Origin of the sequence: Chryseobacterium herbae (assembly GCF_025154075.1) — a bacterium.
In the GTDB taxonomy this organism is placed as follows: domain Bacteria; phylum Bacteroidota; class Bacteroidia; order Flavobacteriales; family Weeksellaceae; genus Chryseobacterium; species Chryseobacterium herbae.
Window position 1 is genome coordinate 22264 of sequence record NZ_JAOAMU010000004.1, and the last position, 19131, is coordinate 41394.

Here is a 19131-nt window from a genome sequence, read left to right on the forward strand (position 1 = left end):
TTTAAATTTTAAATCCGGTATTAAAAGTGTATAATTATAAACGATTGTTTAAGAATTAAATATTTGGATTTTGCTGTGTTTTTTCAATCATAAAAATTAGAGTTATTTTCAAAAACAGCTCAAATAGTAAAAGAGCATCAGGAGAAATGAAGATGCTTTTAAGAATTAAAAACTTGATTAATTATTTCAATTTAGAACTCAGTTCTATTACTTTATTTTTTAGTAATTCATTTTGTTCCTTTAGCATACTTACATAATCCTGTAAACTGTCTATGATAAAACTTGGGATATTGTAGCAATTCACATTTCCAACTATAGCATGATCATTATGCATTAAATTATCAAGATTACCAGAGAAGTTATTATTTTCTTCTTTTATAACTTCCACAGGAACATCCAGCGCTTCTGCCAGCTTTTTCCATTCGTCGTCATGAATTCTGGTTTCACCACGCTCCTTGCGTGAGTAATTGGAAGTATCTGTTGATAATATTTTCGCCATCATTTCCTGAGACAAGCCCTTTTGCTTTCTCAGATTTTTTAATTTTTCCTGAATCATATCATTTGTGTTTAAAGCAAGAATACGCAAAATTTGCATGAAAATTGCCAAAAAATCGCAAATTATCTCTTATATGTGTGATGTATTTATTTTTAGTTTTGAAATGTCAATAGTGACACAAATGAAAATAAATTTAGGTAACTATATACAATTATACACAGGTTAAATTTGTTTTTGTGTAATTAAGTTCTTATATTTGCTTTTATAAATAGCAGATGTTATGATTAACACGAATTTCAAATCAATTTTAGATCTTATAAAAGCCTTTCCAGATGAACAATCTTGTATTGATCACTTAGAAAAGTTAAGATGGAATAGTGATGTTGTTTCTCCATTTGATCCAAGTTCAAAGGTCTACAATTGTAAAGGCAATAAATATCGGTGTAAAAATACAGGCAAATATTTTAACGTAAAAACCAATACCATTTTTGATAACACTAAATTAGGGTTACAGAAATGGTTTTTGGCTATTTATATAGTCACGTCTCATAAGAAGGGAATTTCTTCTTTGCAATTAGGTAGAGACTTAGATATTACTCAAAAGTCTGCTTGGTTTATGTTGCAACGAATTAGAAAATGTTTTGGCATTGAGAATAACAATGATTTAGATAACGAAGTTGAAGCAGACGAAACTTATATTGGTGGAAAGAATAAAAATCGACACGCAAATAAAAAGATTGATGGATCACAAGGTAGAAGCGCAAAAGATAAAGTCCCAGTGGTTGGAATGGTTGAACGTGATGGAAAACTGAACGCTTATAAAGTAGAAGATGTAAAATCGAATACTTTAACAAGAGAAATAATTAGGAACGTAAAAGAGAGCGCCAAGCTTTATACTGACGAATGGTTAGGATATAAAGGAGTTTCCAAAATATATGATCATAGTATTGTAAAGCATAATCAATCAGAATATGTAAACGGCCGTATTCATACAAACACTATTGAGGGTTTCTGGTCTTTATTAAAACGTGGGATATACGGAATTTATCACGCTACATCAAAAAAACACCTACAAATGTATGTTGATGAGTTTGTATTCAGATATAACACTAGAAAACATACTGAGCAAAATAGATTTAATTTGCTACTTTTAAATATACAAAACAAATTAACCTATCAAACACTTATTAATGGATAATCAAGAAAATTACGCAAACTTTATATTCTATCAGTCTGAGAATGGAAGTACAAATATACAAGTTATTGTAGATGATCAAAGTGAAACAATTTGGGCGACTCAAAAGTCTATGGGCGATATATTTAATGTAGAGTCAAATACAATCACTTATCACTTAGGAGAAATATTTAAAAGTAATGAATTAGAAGAGGATTCAGTTACTCGAAAAATTCGAGTAACTGCTGCTGATGGCAAAAATTATAACACAAAATTTTATAATCTAGATGTTATAATATCTGTAGGATACAGAGTTAACTCTATTCAAGCAACATCATTTAGGAAATGGGCAACTAGTGTATTAAAAGAATACATGATCAAAGGTTTTTCTTTAGATGATGAAAGATTGAAACAAGGAAACAAAATATTCGGAAAAGATTATTTTAAAGAATTACTTGAACGAATTAGAGAAATCCGATCAAGTGAAAGACTCTTTTATCAAAAAATAACAGATATATATGCTACTTCTATAGATTATGACTCTCATTCAACAATAACACAAGAATTTTATGCAACAGTTCAAAATAAATTACATTGGGCTATTCATCACCATACAGCAGCTGAATTAATAAAATTAAGAGCAGACTCTAAAAGCCAAAACATGGGATTGACATCATGGAAAAATGAAAAAAAGGGTGGTAAGATTCTTAAAACAGACGTGACTGTTGCTAAAAATTATTTAAACCAAGATGAAATAAGAAGTTTAAATAGAGTCGTTACTATGTATTTAGATTTTGCAGAAAATATGGCGGATAGAAATAGAGAAATGAAAATGGTAGATTGGATTATTAAATTAGATGCATTCTTATCATTTAATGAATATGATATACTAAAAGACTCTGGAAAGGTTTCTTCAAGTGTTGCAAAAAAAATAGCAGAAAGCCAATATGAGAAATTTAGAGTAATGCAGGACATGGAATATAAATCTGACTTTGACAAAGTGGTTGAAGAGATTAAAGTTACGGGAAAAATTCCTCCAAGATCAAATTTTAGTATTAGTGGATTTCTAAAGCAGGCTGAACAAGAAAATGAATTATCTGACTTCGATAAAAAATTAAAAAAAGGATTAGGATTCGATCCTAATGCGGAAAAATAAACTTTTGCAAGTCTGAAACTTTAATTACTTTTGTTATTCAAATTTTAACGAAATAAAGCGTTAGCAGTTTATATACCTTGCGGAATCTGGTAAATTCAAAATTAGGTGTAAATAAATATGCGAATGCTCATGCCATATGGCGTGGGCTTTCCTGTTTATTACCTAATGGCTTACCAGAGCCTCGCAAGAATAAATACGGTTAAGTTCCACGCTTTCTGCATTTATAAACCTTTCATTTTGGGACTGAGTGAATCAAAACTTATAACAAATGAAAAAACTTGGATTTTTATTCATCATTTTATTCCCATTACTTTTTAAAGCACAGATACGGCTTACTAACATCTATGATTTATATAACATCAAAGTTGATCAAGTAGGATCATATGTTTTAAATGGATTAGGGTTTAAAAATATAGGTTATAATAGATCTGAAAGTTCTGAAGATTTTGAATTTTATAATGGTAAAAACATTTTCGCTGAAGTTATATACATAAAAGTTCAAGTCCCGTTTATTGGCAATTATAAAAACATTGTTACAGTAAGATATTCAAATGAGGACTATGTTAGAGATTTAAAATCAGAGGCAATAACAAGTGGATTTGAATATGTTGGTAAAAGAGAATTTACAAAAGAAAAGTACATTCATATGTATATTAAACATAATATAATACTTAGCATAACTGAAACTAAAAACAGTAATGGTTTATATGAAATAATTATGATTCCAAAAACTGAATAGATAATTTAAAAAAATACTCTCCATTTGGAGAGTATTTTTTTGCTTACATAAAATATATTTCTATATTTATAAAAGGTTATCCATCTACATGTCTAATCGGTGAGTGAGCAAGCACCGAAGGTGACACGGTGATGGTTGTCATTATTAAAACTTGTAACATCATGGCCTCGAAACCTGTAAACAAGTTCGTAAAAGTTCACAAACCAACGAAAAACGGAAGAACGTTCTTTTATAGAGCAAAACCAAAGGTATGTAAAAAATAACCTAAGGTTATGGAGCGGTCTCAACACCGCTCCTCTTTATTTTGTAAATATATAACAAATTTACTTCTCTTTTCCATTTCCTATCTTTGTGTACAATTGTATATAGTTACCTAAATTTATTATGAAAAAATTAAAAAAAATTTCAAGAAAAGAATTGAAAAATCTGAAAGGTTTAGGATCAATGTTTGACGAGGAATATATTGAAGGAGAAAACACTTATAAATGTTGTTCTGATCTCTATACTTGCGGATCATGTAGTACTGGCAGCAATTGTCCATCAGGTTATTTTTTAAAAGCTTGTTAAAATCGACAAAAATCATTGAGGCTGTTGAATAATTATTTGATAGCCTTTTGTTTTAAATAAAAAATATAATGAATACAATTAAAATCATAATTTTTATTTTCACCTCAATTAATATTTTTGGCCAAAACAAACAATTTTTCTATGAATACAAATCTATTCCTGATTCTAATAACGTGATAAATTTAGAGAAAGAAATAATGGTTTTGAATATTGGCAATGATAAATCAGAGTTCTATAGTTTTGAAAAATACAAATCGGACTCAACAGTGAATTCAGATTTAAAGAAAGTAATCTTTTCCATGCCCTTTAACAAAAAAATGAATAGAGATAGAGTAGTTAGAGATATTAATACTCAAAAAATTGAATTCATTACATCTCTTGAACCTTATAGATATTCAGTCAGTCAGAATATAGATTTAAAATGGAATATACTTGCGGAGTTTAATAATATTTTGGGGTATGGTGTGCAAAAAGCAACCACAGAGTTTGGAGGGAGAAAGTGGATCGCGTGGTTTGCAAAAGACATCCCGATACAAAGTGGTCCATACAAATTTTTTGGGCTTCCAGGACTTATTCTTAAAATAGAAGATCTTCACAAAAGCCATGTTTTTGAACTTAAAGGAATAAAAGCCACAAGAGGAGACTTTAATTATCCTTACGTGAATAATTTTAAAGATGTGAAAATTACTTATCCAAAATATGTGAAAATTTATAAAAATTTTAGAAAAAATCCGATGACAGGTTCGGTTGGGGCTTTTCCAGACCAAACAGATGCCAATGGTGTTTTTCACTCCGGAAATGAAATTTTTCGCCAATTTGAAAAAGCAGCGCTTGAAGACTTGAAAAAAGACAATAATATTATCGAACTTGACTTACTTAAAAATTAATAATTATCTTCATCAAAATATTTCCATCTTCCTGGATCGGATGATTTTCGATATTTTTAAAATCTTTCAACATAAAAAACATTTCTCAAAGCAGATGCTTTAGCGTCAAGGATAACAAGAATCGTTCTGTCCCAAAATGTCATTACATTGCAGGTATTCATTTGAGATTCTACTCTTATCAAATTTTTAAACTACTTCTATTTGTAGAACTTTCTGACGCTCTACAATACCCCTAATAGAGGCAAGATCACCCCGGTTTTATTACGGAAACAGCTTCATATTCTACTAAATAATGTAAAAAATACAGTAATATTTACACATAATCAAGCATTTAACAATAGTATATCACTAACAAAAGAAAAAAAATTTGTTTTTTTAAAACATCTGCGTATTTTAGTTAAAAATATTACTATGATTTTCGACAAACTAATTAACTATCTAAAACTCGATAAACAGGAATTTTCTTTTCAGTTCAACTCACATCCAAACTACCCTTCAGCATTGGCTTTTAGTGATACGCTGAACTTTATGGGCGTAAAAAATGATGCTTATGAACTTGATAAGGAATATTGGGATGAGCTGCCGGAAGAATTTATCGCGATTGTAGATAACTCCTTTTCTCTGGTAAAGAAATCGGGAGCCAGTTATTCAGTTTATTCGGAAAAAGCAAAAACACTTAATAAAGAGGAACTTCATCAAAAATCTACAGATTTTGTATTGCTGTTTGAAAAGAGTGAGAATGCAGAAAACAAACAGGCTTTTAATTTCACACCGCTTTTATATCTTGTTTTTGCCATCATTCTGGTCTATTCTTTTTTCACCCAAACCATATACGAAGCTCTTTTCAATCTCCTTTCTCTGGCCGGTGTTTATATTTCTATGGAAATTTTCAACCAAAAATTCGGGAATACCTCTACCGTGATCGGCAGTATTTGTGGAGATACTTCCGCCAAGCAGGCCACCAATTCATGTGATAAAATTATCAAACAGGACAAGACGAGTATCTTGGGCTTAAAGTTCTCAGATTTTTCTCTGATTTATTTTGCAGGACTGGCCATATTGGGACTTTTCCTTCCGGCAACATCATATATCGTAAAAGGGTTTACATTAGTTTCTATCCTGGCCATCGGATATTCATTATATATTCAGGCTTTTGTAGAAAAAACGTTCTGTAGAGTCTGTCTTTTAATCATTTCAATTCTTGTCGGACAGTTGGTGTTGAGCATTATCTTCTTCCAGAATACATCATTCAGTATTGGAGTCCTGTTGTTAACAGCAGTTTTATGGATTTTGGTCTTTTCTGCGGTTCTCTATTTCAGTAATATCCTTTCCCAGAAAGAAAGTCTTCAGAAGTCAAATGCCAAAAACCTAAGATTTAAAAGAAATTATGAACTTTTCAAAAGCCAGCTTCTTGAAAATGAAAAAATAGAATTTCAGGATACAGAAACTTTCTCATTGGGGAATAAGGATGCTAAACTCCGTCTTTCCATTGTATCCAACCCTTATTGTGGATTCTGTAAAGACGGTCATAAGATCATGGAAGGACTTCTTGAAAAGTATCCCGATGATATTTCCGTACAGATCCGTTTCAATTATTCACAGGAAAGAGCTGATGAAAAGTATACCAAACTGCTTTCAGCTTTCAACCATATCTACCACAATAAACCTCAGAAAGAATTCCTGAACGCTGTTGAAGAATGGTTTGAAACAAGAGACGAAAACAAGATTGCAGCCCTCTCAGGTTCATCTGAAACAGAAGACCTGACACCATTTATTGAAATGACAAAAGATAACAGTGCATCAGGATTGAACTTTACGCCTATTTTCATTCTAAACGGACACCAGTTCCCGGACAAATATGACCGTGATGATATCTGGTTTTTCGTTGATGAATTGATGGAAGATGAGGACTTACACTAAGAAATCATTCGTTAATTGAAAAATTCACTATCTTAGGAAAAAATATAAGCGGATTCTGAAAAGCTTTGAAAGAGTAGGAAAACAGCAAACTAAATAACACTATGAAAAACTTAAAGAAAATCTCAAGAGAAAATTTAAAATCAATTAAAGGAGGGCTTAGAAGATGCCCGGAAAATGGAGAATGCGGTGGTGACCAGTGCTGTGCCAACGGGGTATGCAGACCTATTGCAGGAGCCGGACCCAACACTTATTATTGCACACCGCCTCCCATGATTGATTTCACGCCGCTGGGTTAGTACTTGCACTATTAAACTAATTTAACAGCACGAAAAATAGACTGTTAATGATCCTTTAATTTGTATCGGTGCATACCCTAAAAATGATGCATCATATAATTGAACGATATACATTTGAATATTAATTTGAATAAGTAAAAATGTCGTCATATTTTGGCGACATTTTATAATGAATATCAATTTTGAAGAAATTTCCCTTTTATAAACAGCCGGATGCTAAAGACTGCGGCCCTACCTGCCTTAGAATTGTAAGTAAATACTACGGCAGAAGTATTTCCCTGCAGCAGATCCGTACCCTTTCTGAAACTACACGAGAAGGAAGCAGCCTTTTAGGCCTTAGCGACGCATCAGAAAACTTAGGATTCCGTTCCCTTGGAGTCCAGATCGATTTTAATACCCTTGCAGAAGAAGTTCCTTTTCCCTGCATTGTACACTGGAACAAGAACCACTTCGTTGTTGTCTACAAAATTGATAAAAATAACAAAGTCTATATATCAGATCCGAGTTACGGACTGATCACCTATTCCCGTGATGAATTCATCAAATTATGGATTGGGGAAAATGCCAACGAAAATACGGAAGAAGGAATTGCCCTTATTCTTGAAACCACACCGGCATTTTTTCAGACCGAGTTTGATACAGACGAAAGTAAGGCGAGTTTCTCTTTCTTATCCAAATACCTGCTAAAATATAAGTCTCTTGTCATACAGCTTGCAGTAGGTCTTTTGGCGGGAAGTTTACTTTCGCTTATTTTTCCTTTCCTTACGCAGAGTATTGTAGACGTCGGGATACAGAATCAGGATCTTAACTTCATTTATGTAGTCCTTCTTGCCCAGATCATGCTATTCCTGGGAAGAATGGGTATTGAAGTCATCCGAAGCTGGATTCTTCTTCACCTTTCTGCAAGAATCAATATTTCCATCATTTCGGATTTCTTTATCAAGCTGATGAAACTTCCGATCAGCTTTTTCGATACGAGAATGACGGGAGATATCATGCAGAGGATCAATGACCACCACAGAATTGAGCAGCTATTGACGAGTTCTTCACTAAATACCCTTTTCTCTTTGGTGAACCTTATTATCTTCAGTATTGTTCTTCTGTTTTATGATTACAGACTGTTTGTCGTTTACCTGATAGGAGCAGGTCTTTACATCGGATGGATCAGCTTTTTTCTTAGCAAAAGAAAGGAGTTGGATTACAAAAGATTCTCTCAGGTTTCACAGGAACAGAGTAAAGTGATCGAGCTTATCAACGGGATGCAGGAGATCAAAATGCATAACGCGGAAAAACAGAAACGTTGGGACTGGGAATTCCTGCAGGTTAAATTATTTAAAATCAGAATCAAATCTCTTTCTCTGGAACAATGGCAGTCGGTAGGAGGAAATTTCATTAACCAGATGAAAGATATTCTGGTAAGTTTCCTTTCAGCCAAGCTCGTATTAGAAGGAAATCTTACTTTAGGGATGATGCTTTCTGTGCAGTATATCATCGGGCAGCTGAACAGTCCATTATTACAGCTTATCGATTTTATCAAGCAGACTCAGGATGCCAAGATTTCCCTTGAAAGATTGGGTGAAATCCACGATAAAGAAGACGAAGAAGACAAAAATGAGCAGTATGCAGGAGAAATTCCTCAGAAAGACATTGAAGTCAGCAATATATCATTCAGGTATATCGGGTCAGATGTTCCCGTATTTGAAAACCTTAGCCTTACGATACCTTATCAGAAAACGACAGCTATTGTAGGAGCCAGCGGAAGTGGAAAAACGACGCTTTTAAAACTTCTGATGAAATTTTACGAACCTACAGCAGGAGATATCAGACTTGGAAGCACCCAGTTGAAAAGCATTTCTCCGAGATTCTGGAGAGATCATTGCGGTGTAGTGATGCAGGAAGGATATGTATTTAATGATACCATAGCCAATAATATTGCGGTAGGAGAAGATCACGTGGACAAACAAAAATTAAGACGTGCTGTAGAAATTGCTAACATCAAGGACTTCATTGAAAGTCTTCCGTTAAGCTATAATACAAAGATCGGAAATGAAGGGGTAGGCGTAAGTGGTGGTCAGAAACAGAGGCTTTTCATTGCCAGAGCCGTTTACAAATCTCCTGAATTTATCTTTTTCGATGAAGCAACTTCTGCTTTGGATGCCAATAATGAAAAGGTGATCATGGAAAATCTGGAACAGTTCTTTAAAGGCAAAACAGCCATCGTGATTGCCCACAGACTATCCACCGTAAAACATGCAGACAAAATCATCGTTCTGGATAAAGGTCAGGTGGTAGAGGAAGGTAACCATGCCGACCTGGTTGCTTTAAAAGGTGAATACTACAGATTGGTGAAAAATCAACTTGAATTAGGAAGCTAATACAAATAAAAAAAGCGAATTCCGAAAAGCTTATAGAGTAGGAAAAAAACTAAGCAACTTAATTATGAAAAATCTGAAAAAACTGTCGAGAAAGGAATTAATTTCTATTGACGGAGGAACAATAATCCCTGGTACCAACTGCTGCGGATCATGGTGTAACGGAAGCTGGGTTCCATGCAGAATCAAGCATTTTGAATGTCCGCCGGATGCAGATACCAATCCTCCATCAGACTATGACGGAAACTGTCCATTTGCTTAAATTATATTCCCTCTGAAACATGGGGGAAATTTTATCTCAGAAACATGAAAGAAGATATTTTAGACAATATTGAACTCCGCTCAGAGAGTGTTCAGGACATTCTCACCCAGCCTCCACATTGGATGATACGCTGGGGAAACAGCGTTATATTAATTATACTCCTGCTTATCCTTGTGATGAGCTACATCATTAAATACCCGGAATTTGTTGCTGCTCCGGTTATGGTGACGTCACAAAATCCTCCTGAGAAAATAGAGGCCCGGATGAACGCGAAAATTGAAAAGATTTTCATCAAAGATCATCAGCAGGTAAAGAAAAATGATGTATTGATGGTCATGCAGTCCACGGCCAATTATAAAGATGTTTTAGAACTGAAAAAACTGGTGGATTCTATTTCTCCTCAGCTATTGCAGAGTTTTCCAATCGCGGTGACCTCAAGATTCAAACTTGGTGAACTGCAGGGAGATTACAACAGTTTTGCAAAAGCTTTTCAGGATGAGGAACTTTTCACGAGACTTCAGCCTTATGCGCCTGAAAATATAGCGGCCAACCAGAGCATCTCAGAATACAGGGTAAGAATTGCTACTTTAAGACAGCAAAAAAGTCTGGAAATAGCGAAATATGAATTATCAAAGAAAAGCTATCAGAGATCTCAGGAACTTTTCAACCAGGGAGTCATTGCTTCCGTAGAACTTGAAAATGAAAAAATAAAATTCCTTCAGGCTCAGCAAAATCTTGAAAACCTCAATATTTCCATCTCCCAAATGGATGAAGGGATTTCCAATCTGAATAAAACAAAAAGCGGAACAGCCATTAACACAGAAAAAGACAAGATCACTTATTCTTCTCAGACTTTACAGCTTTTTGAACAGCTTCGTAAATCTTTAAAACAGTGGGAACAGAATTATCTTGTGATTTCTTCTACAGATGGTATGGCCAGTTTTCAGCAGTTTTTTGGAGAAAATCAGTTTGTAAAAATGTCAGAGCCCATTGTTTCCATCCTTCCTACCAATAAGGAAAAGCTGGTTGGAAGAATGTCCGTTCCTACTGTTAACTCAGGAAAGGTCATGACGGGTCAGAAAGTATTGATCAAACTTGACAACTACCGTTTTCAGGAATATGGTATTGTGGAAGGAAAAGTACAGAATATTTCTCTTATTCCCGATGATAAAGGAAACTATTATGTAGACATTACCCTTCCGAAAGGATTAAAGACCAGCTATAATAAAAACCTTACTTTTGACAAAGAACTGAGAGGGAACGCGGAAATCGTAACACAGGATCTTAGACTTATTGAAAGATTCTTCTACCAGATCAGAAAATTATTGGGGTACCAAACTTAATACTCCTTTAAATATATCAACAATAAAACCGCAGCTTACAAAGACTGCGGTTTTATTGTTATGAATGAGTACGATTATTAAAGTTGGTATTTTACTTTCCCGGTTTAACCTTTAAAAATATAAAACTGTAATCCGTAGGATATTTTTGGTCTCCAACCGATGCATTTTTATGACAGTCCATACACTGTTTCTCCTGAATATAAGTCTCCATAGTGACATTGGCTATATTCTTCGGGGTAATCCCACCGGTCATCAGAGGAGCTTTCTTATTGTTGTCTTTATCCTTCACCGGGTTTTCCGGCCACTGCACATTCACCAGCTGATAATATTGCCACACAGATTTAGGATTGCTGGCCTTAATCATATCCTGGATCTGCTTATTCAGCTGTTGTATTTCCGGCGTGATGGCGTTGTCTGCAATACGAACTACCTGAACAGGTTTGTTTAAACTGTCTTTTCCGGGTACCGGAGACTGGTTTGGCTTATCCGTGCTTTTAGGGTCATAAAAACAATACTTAACGGAAGGATCAACTTGTCCATCTGTCGGTGCATTGTTCACATGCTCAAAAGTCATCCAGGTAAATTGGGGAGACTGATTGGTTTTTCTAATGATATGAAGACCTACCAATCCTAAATATTTCTGTGAATATTTTCCATAGATCGGCTTATTGTTCTTATCAAAACCTTTGATCTCCGGAACCGTCGCCATGGATATTTTGTAAAAATTCTTCAGCGATTCCAGTTGATCTTCCGGAATGATTCGCCATGCCGCTTTGATCTCAATAGATTCCAGCGGAAACCAAACCCCTTGATTTTGGGCAGCAAATGCACTTAAGCTTCCATAATTATAAAGTTTATTATCACGTACAAAATCACTTTCAATCGTATTCATCCGGATTTCATACCAAACGATGTTTCCGCTTTGATCGGTCAGCCACGCTCCTTTAGCCTGCATGATTTCGTCTACATTTCCTCCAAGCATTGCTCTCAGCTTAGGTTTCGGAAGACTTGCATTGATATCAGTAAACTTATTGATTTCATTGATGTACTTCATATACCCGTTTTTGCTTCTAAGATTCCATTGTGCAGGTGGTTTAGCAGCAAATACATCATCACTACTCAGGTAGCTTTCCCATACCGTAGGTTTGTAGTCTCCGGGCATTCCGTAATCAGCGGCAACTGCAGCAGTATCCGGAACTCCCCTTTGGTCAGAGGCCAACCAGTTTAATGCAAGAAAATTTTTCCATGCAAAACAGTTCATTACATTTTGAGAACTGTTCACACAGCTGGAATCTGCCGGCAACTGATACGTTACCGAAGGCGGATCACAAAATGCACCACAATCGAAATCTGCCATCTTTTGAGAAAAGCCAACTCTGGAGTTTAATTTTTTGTCCTTTTTTCCGGATTCACATGAAATTGAAATTAAACTCAATAGAAAAAAGGAAAATAATAGTGTTCTCATTTCAGTATTTTTTGAACCTGTTTGATTTGCTGATCAGAAAGTAAGGTATGATTTGGCGTAATGTTCAGTTTTGGAAGTGAACCAGGTGCCACTACTTCAAGAACTCCTGAAACCGTATATTTTGGATCTGAAGCATTACTGTACAGCGCAAGCGGCTTTTCTCCCAACGAGGCAGCAGCATGAACGGTAATATCGATCATGAACAGCTGATTATCATTCCCCAGATCCTGAAAATCTGTCACAGATACATTGATTCCTGTTCCAAAATCAAAACCTGTTTCCTTGTTGGCATCACTGGTCAGTACAGCAATTCCACTTGTAGTGGTTCCTGCTTCAATTTGAGTAATGCATGAGGTTAAATTAGAGAATGTATTCAGTTTGTTGTAAAGACTTGCCTGAAGCAGATTATTGTCTAGGAGATACTGTACACTTGGCAAGGTAACATCCGGATCTCCTACCGGCGGATATTCCTGAGGTTTGTCACTTCCTCCCGGAATTCCTGTCCCTGCAAGCTGTACTTTAAAAACATCTGCAATCTGTGAACCCCATTTTAGAGGCTGCCCTTGTACTTTAATATCACTCAGCTTAAATTTAGCTCCGGCCGGAACCTCAAATCTTGAATGAAGGATCATATTAAAAGGATAAAAATCAGTCCCCGGATTGATATCTGTTCCTCTGATAATTTTATAACAATCTTTAATGGTATAGCCCTCTGCTGAATCCGGCATTGTAAACTGAGTAAAATCCGGCACCTGTCCGTACAGTGCAATTGGGTTAGTCAATGATATTTTCAGCTTTTTATTATACACCAGTGCATTCACATTCTGCCCGATACGGGGATCACTGTTTCTGTAGATCTGCCCGTACTGTGCAGCACAGATGAGTGTATTGGCATCGGTAATAACTTTTCCTCCCACCACTCTTAAAATAGTAGCAGCTGCTCCAAGGTAAATCTCAGCACCTAAAGAATTGGGTGGGCTGGTAAGATGTACCGCTCCTCCTCCATCTGCTGTAGCCGAAGAACCTCTGTTCCATTTATTAATCGGATTATAGGCAGGCAGACCCGTTTCTCTTACTATAACAGGATTCCCGTTTGCATCCAAAAGATAGAGATCTTCCTTCTTCACATTGGGATTATTAAGAATTTCCTGATAAAGTGAAACCACCATATCCTGAGAAACTTTCCACATGTGGAACCAATATTCCGGATTTTCATGGGTGAAATTTACTGCGATAATATCTCCGTTGGTATCTCTGGTCACGCTCCATTCACAGTATTCATCCTGCCAGCCTCTGGGACCGGAAGGACCAAATGCTTTTGTATCCGTATTAGTCGGATCACATGGGTTTTTAGGAACCACCAGTTTTGTACCATATTTTTCAGTGAATGCATTCGGACCGATATCGGCAAGTTCGTGCAGTTTATCCTGAGCTTGATTAGGAAAATCTTTAGTAAACTGACTGGTAAAATAATGATTGATCCTGTTTGGAAAAGCACCCCACTGTATTGGGACTGTATTATTTTTATCAGGAGTAACCGGTGTGACAAGAGGATTATAGTACCAGCTTCTGGGATGATCATAGCTGCTTGACCATGGATTTCCCATCTGTGAATTAATGGTACAGTATTTTACGTAATTGCTCCAGGCATTTACAATCTGATTTTTCAGATCCGGCTGGTCTTTAAAATCTTTGTCCGCCTGATAGGCTGGGGTGTCAAATTTTTTCATGGTTTTAATTTTTAATGGTATATAGTTTTAAGAATTTGAAGTAACTGTGGGAAGAATGCTCATTCTCCAATACATCAGCACCGAAAGTGCAGTGAATGTCTGATTTAAAAAAAGCACCACCAGAAAGTAATTTTTCTACTGATGCTCACTTGAAAAGTAAATTATGATATTCAAAGCTAGAAATTCTCCTTTGAAATTCTTTACGTATTTCTACGCAAATTTATTTTTCAAAGTTTATACCTATTGCTAAAACCCTTTTAATACAGAAGGAATAAAAAGCTTAAAAATCCCACTAATGGGAAATTCATATTAAGTCACAAAAAAACCGCACTCCTCAGTGCGGTTTTCTCACCCTTATTTTACATAAGTCCGGTGAAGTAGAATAGAGTAGAAAACAAAAGTATTCAATTGAATTTCAATACATTTTTCAGATTAAGCTTAGTCTGTGCAATGATAACACGCAGAAGTTTCAGACGAAAACTGAAATGCCACCCTGGAAATTTGGGATGTTCCATATGTTCGCTGATCATGATGAAAGTAACAACAATCATGGCCAGATTATGTCCGGAAGGCAATAACATCGGGAAAAGCATCAATGCCCATCCTGCTCCCACACACCAAACTCCGTGCATAATCCCAAACATAAATGCATCCCGATCCGCCTCGGAACCAAACGCAGCAAGCGCAACATGGTCATGTCCGCGGTTCAGACACTTTTGCTTGATCGGAGAAAACTGCCATATCATTGCAATTATTCCCACTGCCAATGCAGGAATGTAAGAATCCGGTAAGAGCAGATTCAATCCTACAATGATCGCATTCATAAAAAAGCCCATAACGATCCATACTGCTGTATAGCCCAATATGAAAAGTAATGCAGACCAAAACCTACGGCTTTTGAAACTGCGGTCATAAATATATTGAACCGGCACAATCAGTTTGGGCAACATCATCGCCAATACCATCAGTGTCCACCCAATCATCAGATCAGAGACCGGATTCATCTGAAGCATCATCTGAAGCGATGCTTTTGACGGGCCTTCAAGGGTCACATGACAATGCTTTACCGTCATAATTCCACCCGGATTAAACAGCAGAATCACCCAAAAGAAAGCACTTACCGCCAGAATCGCTATATTTATTGAATAACGGATCCTTTTCGAGGTTTTCATAGTTTCTGCTCTTCACGATAGATGCTTACGCGCCCTACCGTAATTTTTTCATCGGAAGGAATCACATTATCTGGCAGGATTGTTACATCCAGAGAATTAATATCAAGCTGATTATTGATAAACAGGTTGTCGATAATGTCTGTAATATTAAGGATAAACGTAAGTCCTGTCCCACCATTGTGTCCGTCTTTATCGGAAGCATTACGCAATCCGAAAAGAGAAACGTGTCCGGCAAGCTGATGGTTCACAGAAACGTTAAGAATATTGGCATCTCTCGTTCCTTTTACATTTTCCAGCTGAAGATAGACCTGATCCGGTAAATTGGAAACAGAGGCTTTCATCAGGCTGTTGGGTACATTCTTCCAGGAACTGCTTTCTAATTTAACGGTAGTTTTCGCTCCTGATCCGTCTATCTGAACCTGTCCGGTATTGGCACCTACAAGTTCTGAGTTGTCTCCTAAGTCCATATCTTGTTCTTGTAAATTTTCTGTTTCTACAGATTGTACCCCTAATTTAGTCAATCTTTGGGAAAGTGTTTTCTCCACCAAAGGAGCCGTTGTTGGTTCAAGATCATCATACGTATAATCAAGCTTAGCCAAACTGGTCATTTCTTCAGGAGTATATACCCAGGCCTTATTATCCGGTAAAGGCATGATGAATTCTCTTTCACCGTAAAGTGCCGGTCCTCCCAACCACAGTGGATTAATGGGATTACTGTTCTTTACATTCCATGCAGCCCACATTCTGTCGATATTGCAATGGTGCAGATAGAAAATAGGATCAAGTCCTGCAGAATCGGGATCAGACATTATTCCGTCATTTCCTCCTACCTGTACATGCACCAAATTATGTGGATTGCTCTCAAGGTTGCCACTGGTTGCTCCATCATGTGAAAATTTGGTTTCCGGTCCTCCATACCCTGGTTTTGAAGTCGCAGAGTTGCTTCCCGTATAAATAGTATTTCCCTGACACGCTTCTGAAAGTGGTGGAATCACCACATAAACGTTTCCATCGCTTTTAGGACCATATCTTGCGGTTACATATAAAGGATTCGGAGTTTTTCCATCCGGAAGGGTTTTCTGAGTAAAAGCCGGAGGTATTTTATACTGATCACCATCTCCCAGATAATTCCAGTATGGAAGTGCCCAGTCTGCAGGACCTCCTAAACTGATTACTGCCTGACGGATCTGCTCTTCAAGAGCGATAAGATACCCACGGTGCCATGGCGCAAAATACCAACTCTGATGCTGACACTGGTTCCAGTATTTTTTCATTGTATCAGGGTCCGGGAGCGGACTTGTTGGAATATTTGGAGGTCCAGGAATAACATTCCAGTTAGGAAATGTACTTCCACCCATTTGCTCACCGTGCATGGCTGCAAAAAACCACCAGCTATTTTCATCATTTAAAGTTCTGGACTGCATCACCCCTACTGCTTTTGCGTACCACAAAAGATCCGGATTATTAAAAGTACCCTCATACTCCCACGCATTTTTTCTTGTAAACTTTGCCATAGAATTAATTTTAAGTTTGTTCTGGTTATTATAAAAGTTTTTATCAAAAAGTACTGCTCTTTACAAGCAGATTTCATGTTAACCACAAATCTACGCACACGACAGGAAAAAGGATTACGTATAAATACGTAATTTATCACCAATAAGTGAATTTATTGAAACGATTTCAGGGGATTAAAAATAGTTTATTGGAAATTTAAGGACGAAATAGTCTGTGAGAAAAAGAATAGATAAGTCACGTAAAACTTATCGTAAGTAATTTTTAATTCGTCATTTTAAAATAAGTAACGACGAATTGGTAAAATAAAAAAGGGAAAGTAAATCTATTACTTTCCCTTTTATTGTAGCGAAGACGGGAATTGAACCCGTGACCTCAGGGTTATGAATCCTGCGCTCTAACCAACTGAGCTACCTCGCCGTTTTGGTGGTGCAAATATAGAAAATATTTGTTTACCACCAAAATTATTTTAACTTAAAATATTCCAAAACATCACCTACGTGGTCTGGTTTATTGATTATCTTATTGTTAGCATCTAAAATAAAATACGTCGGAGTTGCATGAACATTGTAGGTATCTACGTAAGTACTGTTCCATCCTCTTAATTCGGAGTCATTGATCCATGGAAATGCAGCAATCTTCTGAGTATATGAATTTTTGTCGGTATCCAGAGACAGTCCGATAACCTGAATATTTTTCGCTTTTAAATCATTGTATTTCGCTAAAAGCTGTGGCAGCTCGGTTTCACAGTGCGAACATGTAGACGACCAGAAAACAATCACTTTCTTATCTGCTTTCACGTCATACAGAGACTTTGCAGATGTGTTCGTTGCAGACTGGAATTTCACATTAGGAAACGCTCCTCCCATTTCCACATTCGCATTGGATTTTAAAGTGGTTGCCAATCTATCGGTAATGGTACATTTAAGGTTTTTCGCAAGTGTCAGATACTTGGTTTTAAACTCATCCATGTCATAGGCATCAAAAATGTCAATAAGTTCCGATAAAACAGTCTGTCCTCTTGGTGTTTCTACTTTTAAACGGTCTAAAAGAGTATCTACTGAACCCGCCACATTGGTATTCCCTCCGGAATTAAGATAGGAAACCAAAACAGGTCTCAGAAGAGAGGAAGACTCTAACATATCATTAGACTTATCCAGGAAGTTAACGATATCGTCCTGGGTAACTTTTTTTGCAGGATCTGCAGAATTGGACAAGAACTTAGCGTAATTGGTATTATAATAAGCAATAAACGGATGTTTGGCAGCGTCAACGCCATTGCTTGTACCGGAAAGTCTGTCTATTTCAATTTTCAGGGCTTTACCGAACTCTGTATTGTCTTTATAGTATTCTTTGATCTGTGCCAATGCAGGAAGTATAAGTTCTTTTTTCTGGGAACCTTCCTGTTGTTTGCTCATAAGATCATTCACTTCATCAAGATAAGCTACTTCTTTGATCTTATTATTCTGAGCATCTATTTTTATGCTTACATTTTTATTCTCTGATACAAAGCTCACCGTATTATTTGAAGCCGGAAAATACACCTTCATCATTCCCATATAATGGCTGGGATACTTAAAGGTCCAGGTATTGTTCTTGCTCTGTTCTTTGGTAACGATGATATCTTTCGAGCCGTTTAATGTATATAGAATGGCATCCTGATCTTTAAATTCGGCAGGGGCCTGAACGGTAACCGTAAACTGAGCCTGCAGAGAAAATGCAGCTAATACTGCAGATAATATATATATCTTTTTCATAGAGTAAAAATAAAAAAACTCTCCGATTAATCAGAGAGTTTAATGTTATTTTAATAAAATTTTAGGCTTTTACGCTTTTTAATTTCTTTGTATAGAATAGAATAAGTGCAATGGCCACTACAGACAGCAGATAAACATACATGTCGATAGGTGATGCAGCAGCTCCGGGGCCTACCCCTCCGGTACCACCTCCTCCAGGTACTGGCGGAACTTCATCTGCCTTGACCAGAAATGTTCCGAAAAAGAAAAGAGCGATTACTAGTTTATTAATAGTTTTCATAAT

Annotated in this window: 16 protein-coding genes and 1 tRNA gene; 9 read left to right on the top strand and 8 right to left on the bottom strand. The window is 36.3% G+C overall.

Annotated features, from left to right (window positions below; translation table 11 throughout):
* Positions 1–181: 181 nt before the first annotated feature.
* Positions 182–556, bottom strand: coding sequence for a helix-turn-helix domain-containing protein (locus N0B48_RS13180; RefSeq protein ID WP_259839249.1), 375 nt, complete (start codon positions 554–556; stop codon positions 182–184).
* Between the two features lie 220 nt (positions 557–776).
* Here N0B48_RS13180 and N0B48_RS13185 point away from each other — a divergent pair, with 220 nt between their 5' ends.
* The 9 genes from N0B48_RS13185 to N0B48_RS13225 all read left to right on the top strand — a co-directional run bounded on the left by N0B48_RS13185 (position 777) and on the right by N0B48_RS13225 (position 11212).
* Complete coding sequence (locus N0B48_RS13185) at positions 777–1694, top strand: IS1595 family transposase (protein WP_259839250.1); 918 nt, start codon at positions 777–779, stop codon at positions 1692–1694.
* Positions 1687–2826: a virulence RhuM family protein gene (locus N0B48_RS13190; RefSeq protein ID WP_259839251.1), complete on the top strand. Its 1140-nt coding sequence runs from the start codon at positions 1687–1689 to the stop codon at positions 2824–2826. Before N0B48_RS13185 ends, N0B48_RS13190 begins: the two co-directional genes overlap by 8 nt.
* Positions 2827–3094: 268 nt before the next feature.
* Positions 3095–3565 carry a hypothetical protein gene (locus N0B48_RS13195; RefSeq protein ID WP_259839252.1) on the top strand — a complete coding sequence of 157 codons (471 nt, stop codon included), beginning with the start codon at positions 3095–3097 and terminating at the stop codon, positions 3563–3565.
* A gap of 635 nt (positions 3566–4200) precedes the next feature.
* Positions 4201–5019: a GLPGLI family protein gene (locus N0B48_RS13200; RefSeq protein ID WP_259839253.1), complete on the top strand. Its 819-nt coding sequence runs from the start codon at positions 4201–4203 to the stop codon at positions 5017–5019.
* 411 nt (positions 5020–5430) lie between these two features.
* Positions 5431–6939: a vitamin K epoxide reductase family protein gene (locus N0B48_RS13205; RefSeq protein WP_259839254.1), complete on the top strand. Its 1509-nt coding sequence runs from the start codon at positions 5431–5433 to the stop codon at positions 6937–6939.
* Positions 6940–7040: 101 nt separating this feature from the next.
* On the top strand, positions 7041–7235 hold the full coding sequence (locus tag N0B48_RS13210) for a bacteriocin-like protein (RefSeq protein WP_259839255.1): 195 nt from the start codon (positions 7041–7043) through the stop codon (positions 7233–7235).
* Positions 7236–7417: 182 nt separating this feature from the next.
* Positions 7418–9610, top strand: coding sequence for a peptidase domain-containing ABC transporter (locus tag N0B48_RS13215; protein ID WP_259839256.1), 2193 nt, complete (start codon positions 7418–7420; stop codon positions 9608–9610).
* Positions 9611–9674: 64 nt separating this feature from the next.
* Positions 9675–9869 carry a bacteriocin-like protein gene (locus tag N0B48_RS13220; protein ID WP_259839257.1) on the top strand — a complete coding sequence of 65 codons (195 nt, stop codon included), beginning with the start codon at positions 9675–9677 and terminating at the stop codon, positions 9867–9869.
* Between the two features lie 44 nt (positions 9870–9913).
* Complete coding sequence (locus N0B48_RS13225; protein WP_259839258.1) at positions 9914–11212, top strand: HlyD family secretion protein; 1299 nt, start codon at positions 9914–9916, stop codon at positions 11210–11212.
* A 91-nt stretch (positions 11213–11303) separates the two neighbouring features.
* Here N0B48_RS13225 and N0B48_RS13230 read toward each other — a convergent pair whose 3' ends face one another.
* The 7 genes from N0B48_RS13230 to N0B48_RS13260 form a co-directional block, all read right to left on the bottom strand.
* Positions 11304–12677, bottom strand: a complete 1374-nt coding sequence (locus N0B48_RS13230; RefSeq protein ID WP_259839259.1) for a hypothetical protein — start codon at positions 12675–12677, stop codon at positions 11304–11306.
* A complete protein-coding gene (locus N0B48_RS13235) occupies positions 12674–14407 on the bottom strand; it encodes a DUF8225 domain-containing protein (protein WP_259839260.1) in 1734 nt (577 codons plus the stop codon). Before N0B48_RS13235 ends, N0B48_RS13230 begins: the two co-directional genes overlap by 4 nt.
* Before the next feature lie 404 nt (positions 14408–14811).
* The gene (locus N0B48_RS13240; RefSeq protein ID WP_259839261.1) at positions 14812–15579 is read right to left on the bottom strand and encodes a DUF2182 domain-containing protein; all 768 of its coding nucleotides are present in this window, start codon (positions 15577–15579) and stop codon (positions 14812–14814) included.
* Positions 15576–17093: a tyrosinase family protein gene (locus tag N0B48_RS13245; RefSeq protein WP_259839262.1), complete on the bottom strand. Its 1518-nt coding sequence runs from the start codon at positions 17091–17093 to the stop codon at positions 15576–15578. The genes N0B48_RS13240 and N0B48_RS13245 overlap by 4 nt, the downstream gene beginning before the upstream one ends.
* 344 nt (positions 17094–17437) lie before the next feature.
* A tRNA-Met gene (locus tag N0B48_RS13250) sits at positions 17438–17511 on the bottom strand.
* Positions 17512–17555: 44 nt separating this feature from the next.
* Positions 17556–18848, bottom strand: coding sequence for a peroxiredoxin family protein (locus N0B48_RS13255; protein WP_259839263.1), 1293 nt, complete (start codon positions 18846–18848; stop codon positions 17556–17558).
* A 61-nt stretch (positions 18849–18909) separates the two neighbouring features.
* Entirely contained in the window at positions 18910–19128 is a 219-nt protein-coding gene (locus N0B48_RS13260; RefSeq protein WP_259839264.1) for an Fjoh_0651 family PID-CTERM protein, read from the bottom strand.
* Between the last annotated feature and the right edge of the window lie 3 nt (positions 19129–19131).

Bases quoted from the DNA above. Each gene is read 5' to 3' on its own strand.
- N0B48_RS13185 (WP_259839250.1), top strand. From the start codon at position 777: ATGATTAACACGAATTTCAAATCAATTTTAGATCTTATAAAAGCCTTT.
- N0B48_RS13220 (WP_259839257.1), top strand. From the start codon at position 9,675: ATGAAAAATCTGAAAAAACTGTCGAGAAAGGAATTAATTTCTATTGAC.
- N0B48_RS13255 (WP_259839263.1), bottom strand. From the start codon at position 18,848: ATGAAAAAGATATATATATTATCTGCAGTATTAGCTGCATTTTCTCTG.
- N0B48_RS13180 (WP_259839249.1), bottom strand. From the start codon at position 556: ATGATTCAGGAAAAATTAAAAAATCTGAGAAAGCAAAAGGGCTTGTCT.
- N0B48_RS13210 (WP_259839255.1), top strand. From the start codon at position 7,041: ATGAAAAACTTAAAGAAAATCTCAAGAGAAAATTTAAAATCAATTAAA.
- N0B48_RS13205 (WP_259839254.1), top strand. From the start codon at position 5,431: ATGATTTTCGACAAACTAATTAACTATCTAAAACTCGATAAACAGGAA.
- N0B48_RS13200 (WP_259839253.1), top strand. From the start codon at position 4,201: ATGAATACAATTAAAATCATAATTTTTATTTTCACCTCAATTAATATT.
- N0B48_RS13225 (WP_259839258.1), top strand. From the start codon at position 9,914: ATGAAAGAAGATATTTTAGACAATATTGAACTCCGCTCAGAGAGTGTT.
- N0B48_RS13195 (WP_259839252.1), top strand. From the start codon at position 3,095: ATGAAAAAACTTGGATTTTTATTCATCATTTTATTCCCATTACTTTTT.
- N0B48_RS13260 (WP_259839264.1), bottom strand. From the start codon at position 19,128: ATGAAAACTATTAATAAACTAGTAATCGCTCTTTTCTTTTTCGGAACA.
- N0B48_RS13190 (WP_259839251.1), top strand. From the start codon at position 1,687: ATGGATAATCAAGAAAATTACGCAAACTTTATATTCTATCAGTCTGAG.
- N0B48_RS13230 (WP_259839259.1), bottom strand. From the start codon at position 12,677: ATGAGAACACTATTATTTTCCTTTTTTCTATTGAGTTTAATTTCAATT.
- N0B48_RS13235 (WP_259839260.1), bottom strand. From the start codon at position 14,407: ATGAAAAAATTTGACACCCCAGCCTATCAGGCGGACAAAGATTTTAAA.
- N0B48_RS13245 (WP_259839262.1), bottom strand. From the start codon at position 17,093: ATGGCAAAGTTTACAAGAAAAAATGCGTGGGAGTATGAGGGTACTTTT.
- N0B48_RS13240 (WP_259839261.1), bottom strand. From the start codon at position 15,579: ATGAAAACCTCGAAAAGGATCCGTTATTCAATAAATATAGCGATTCTG.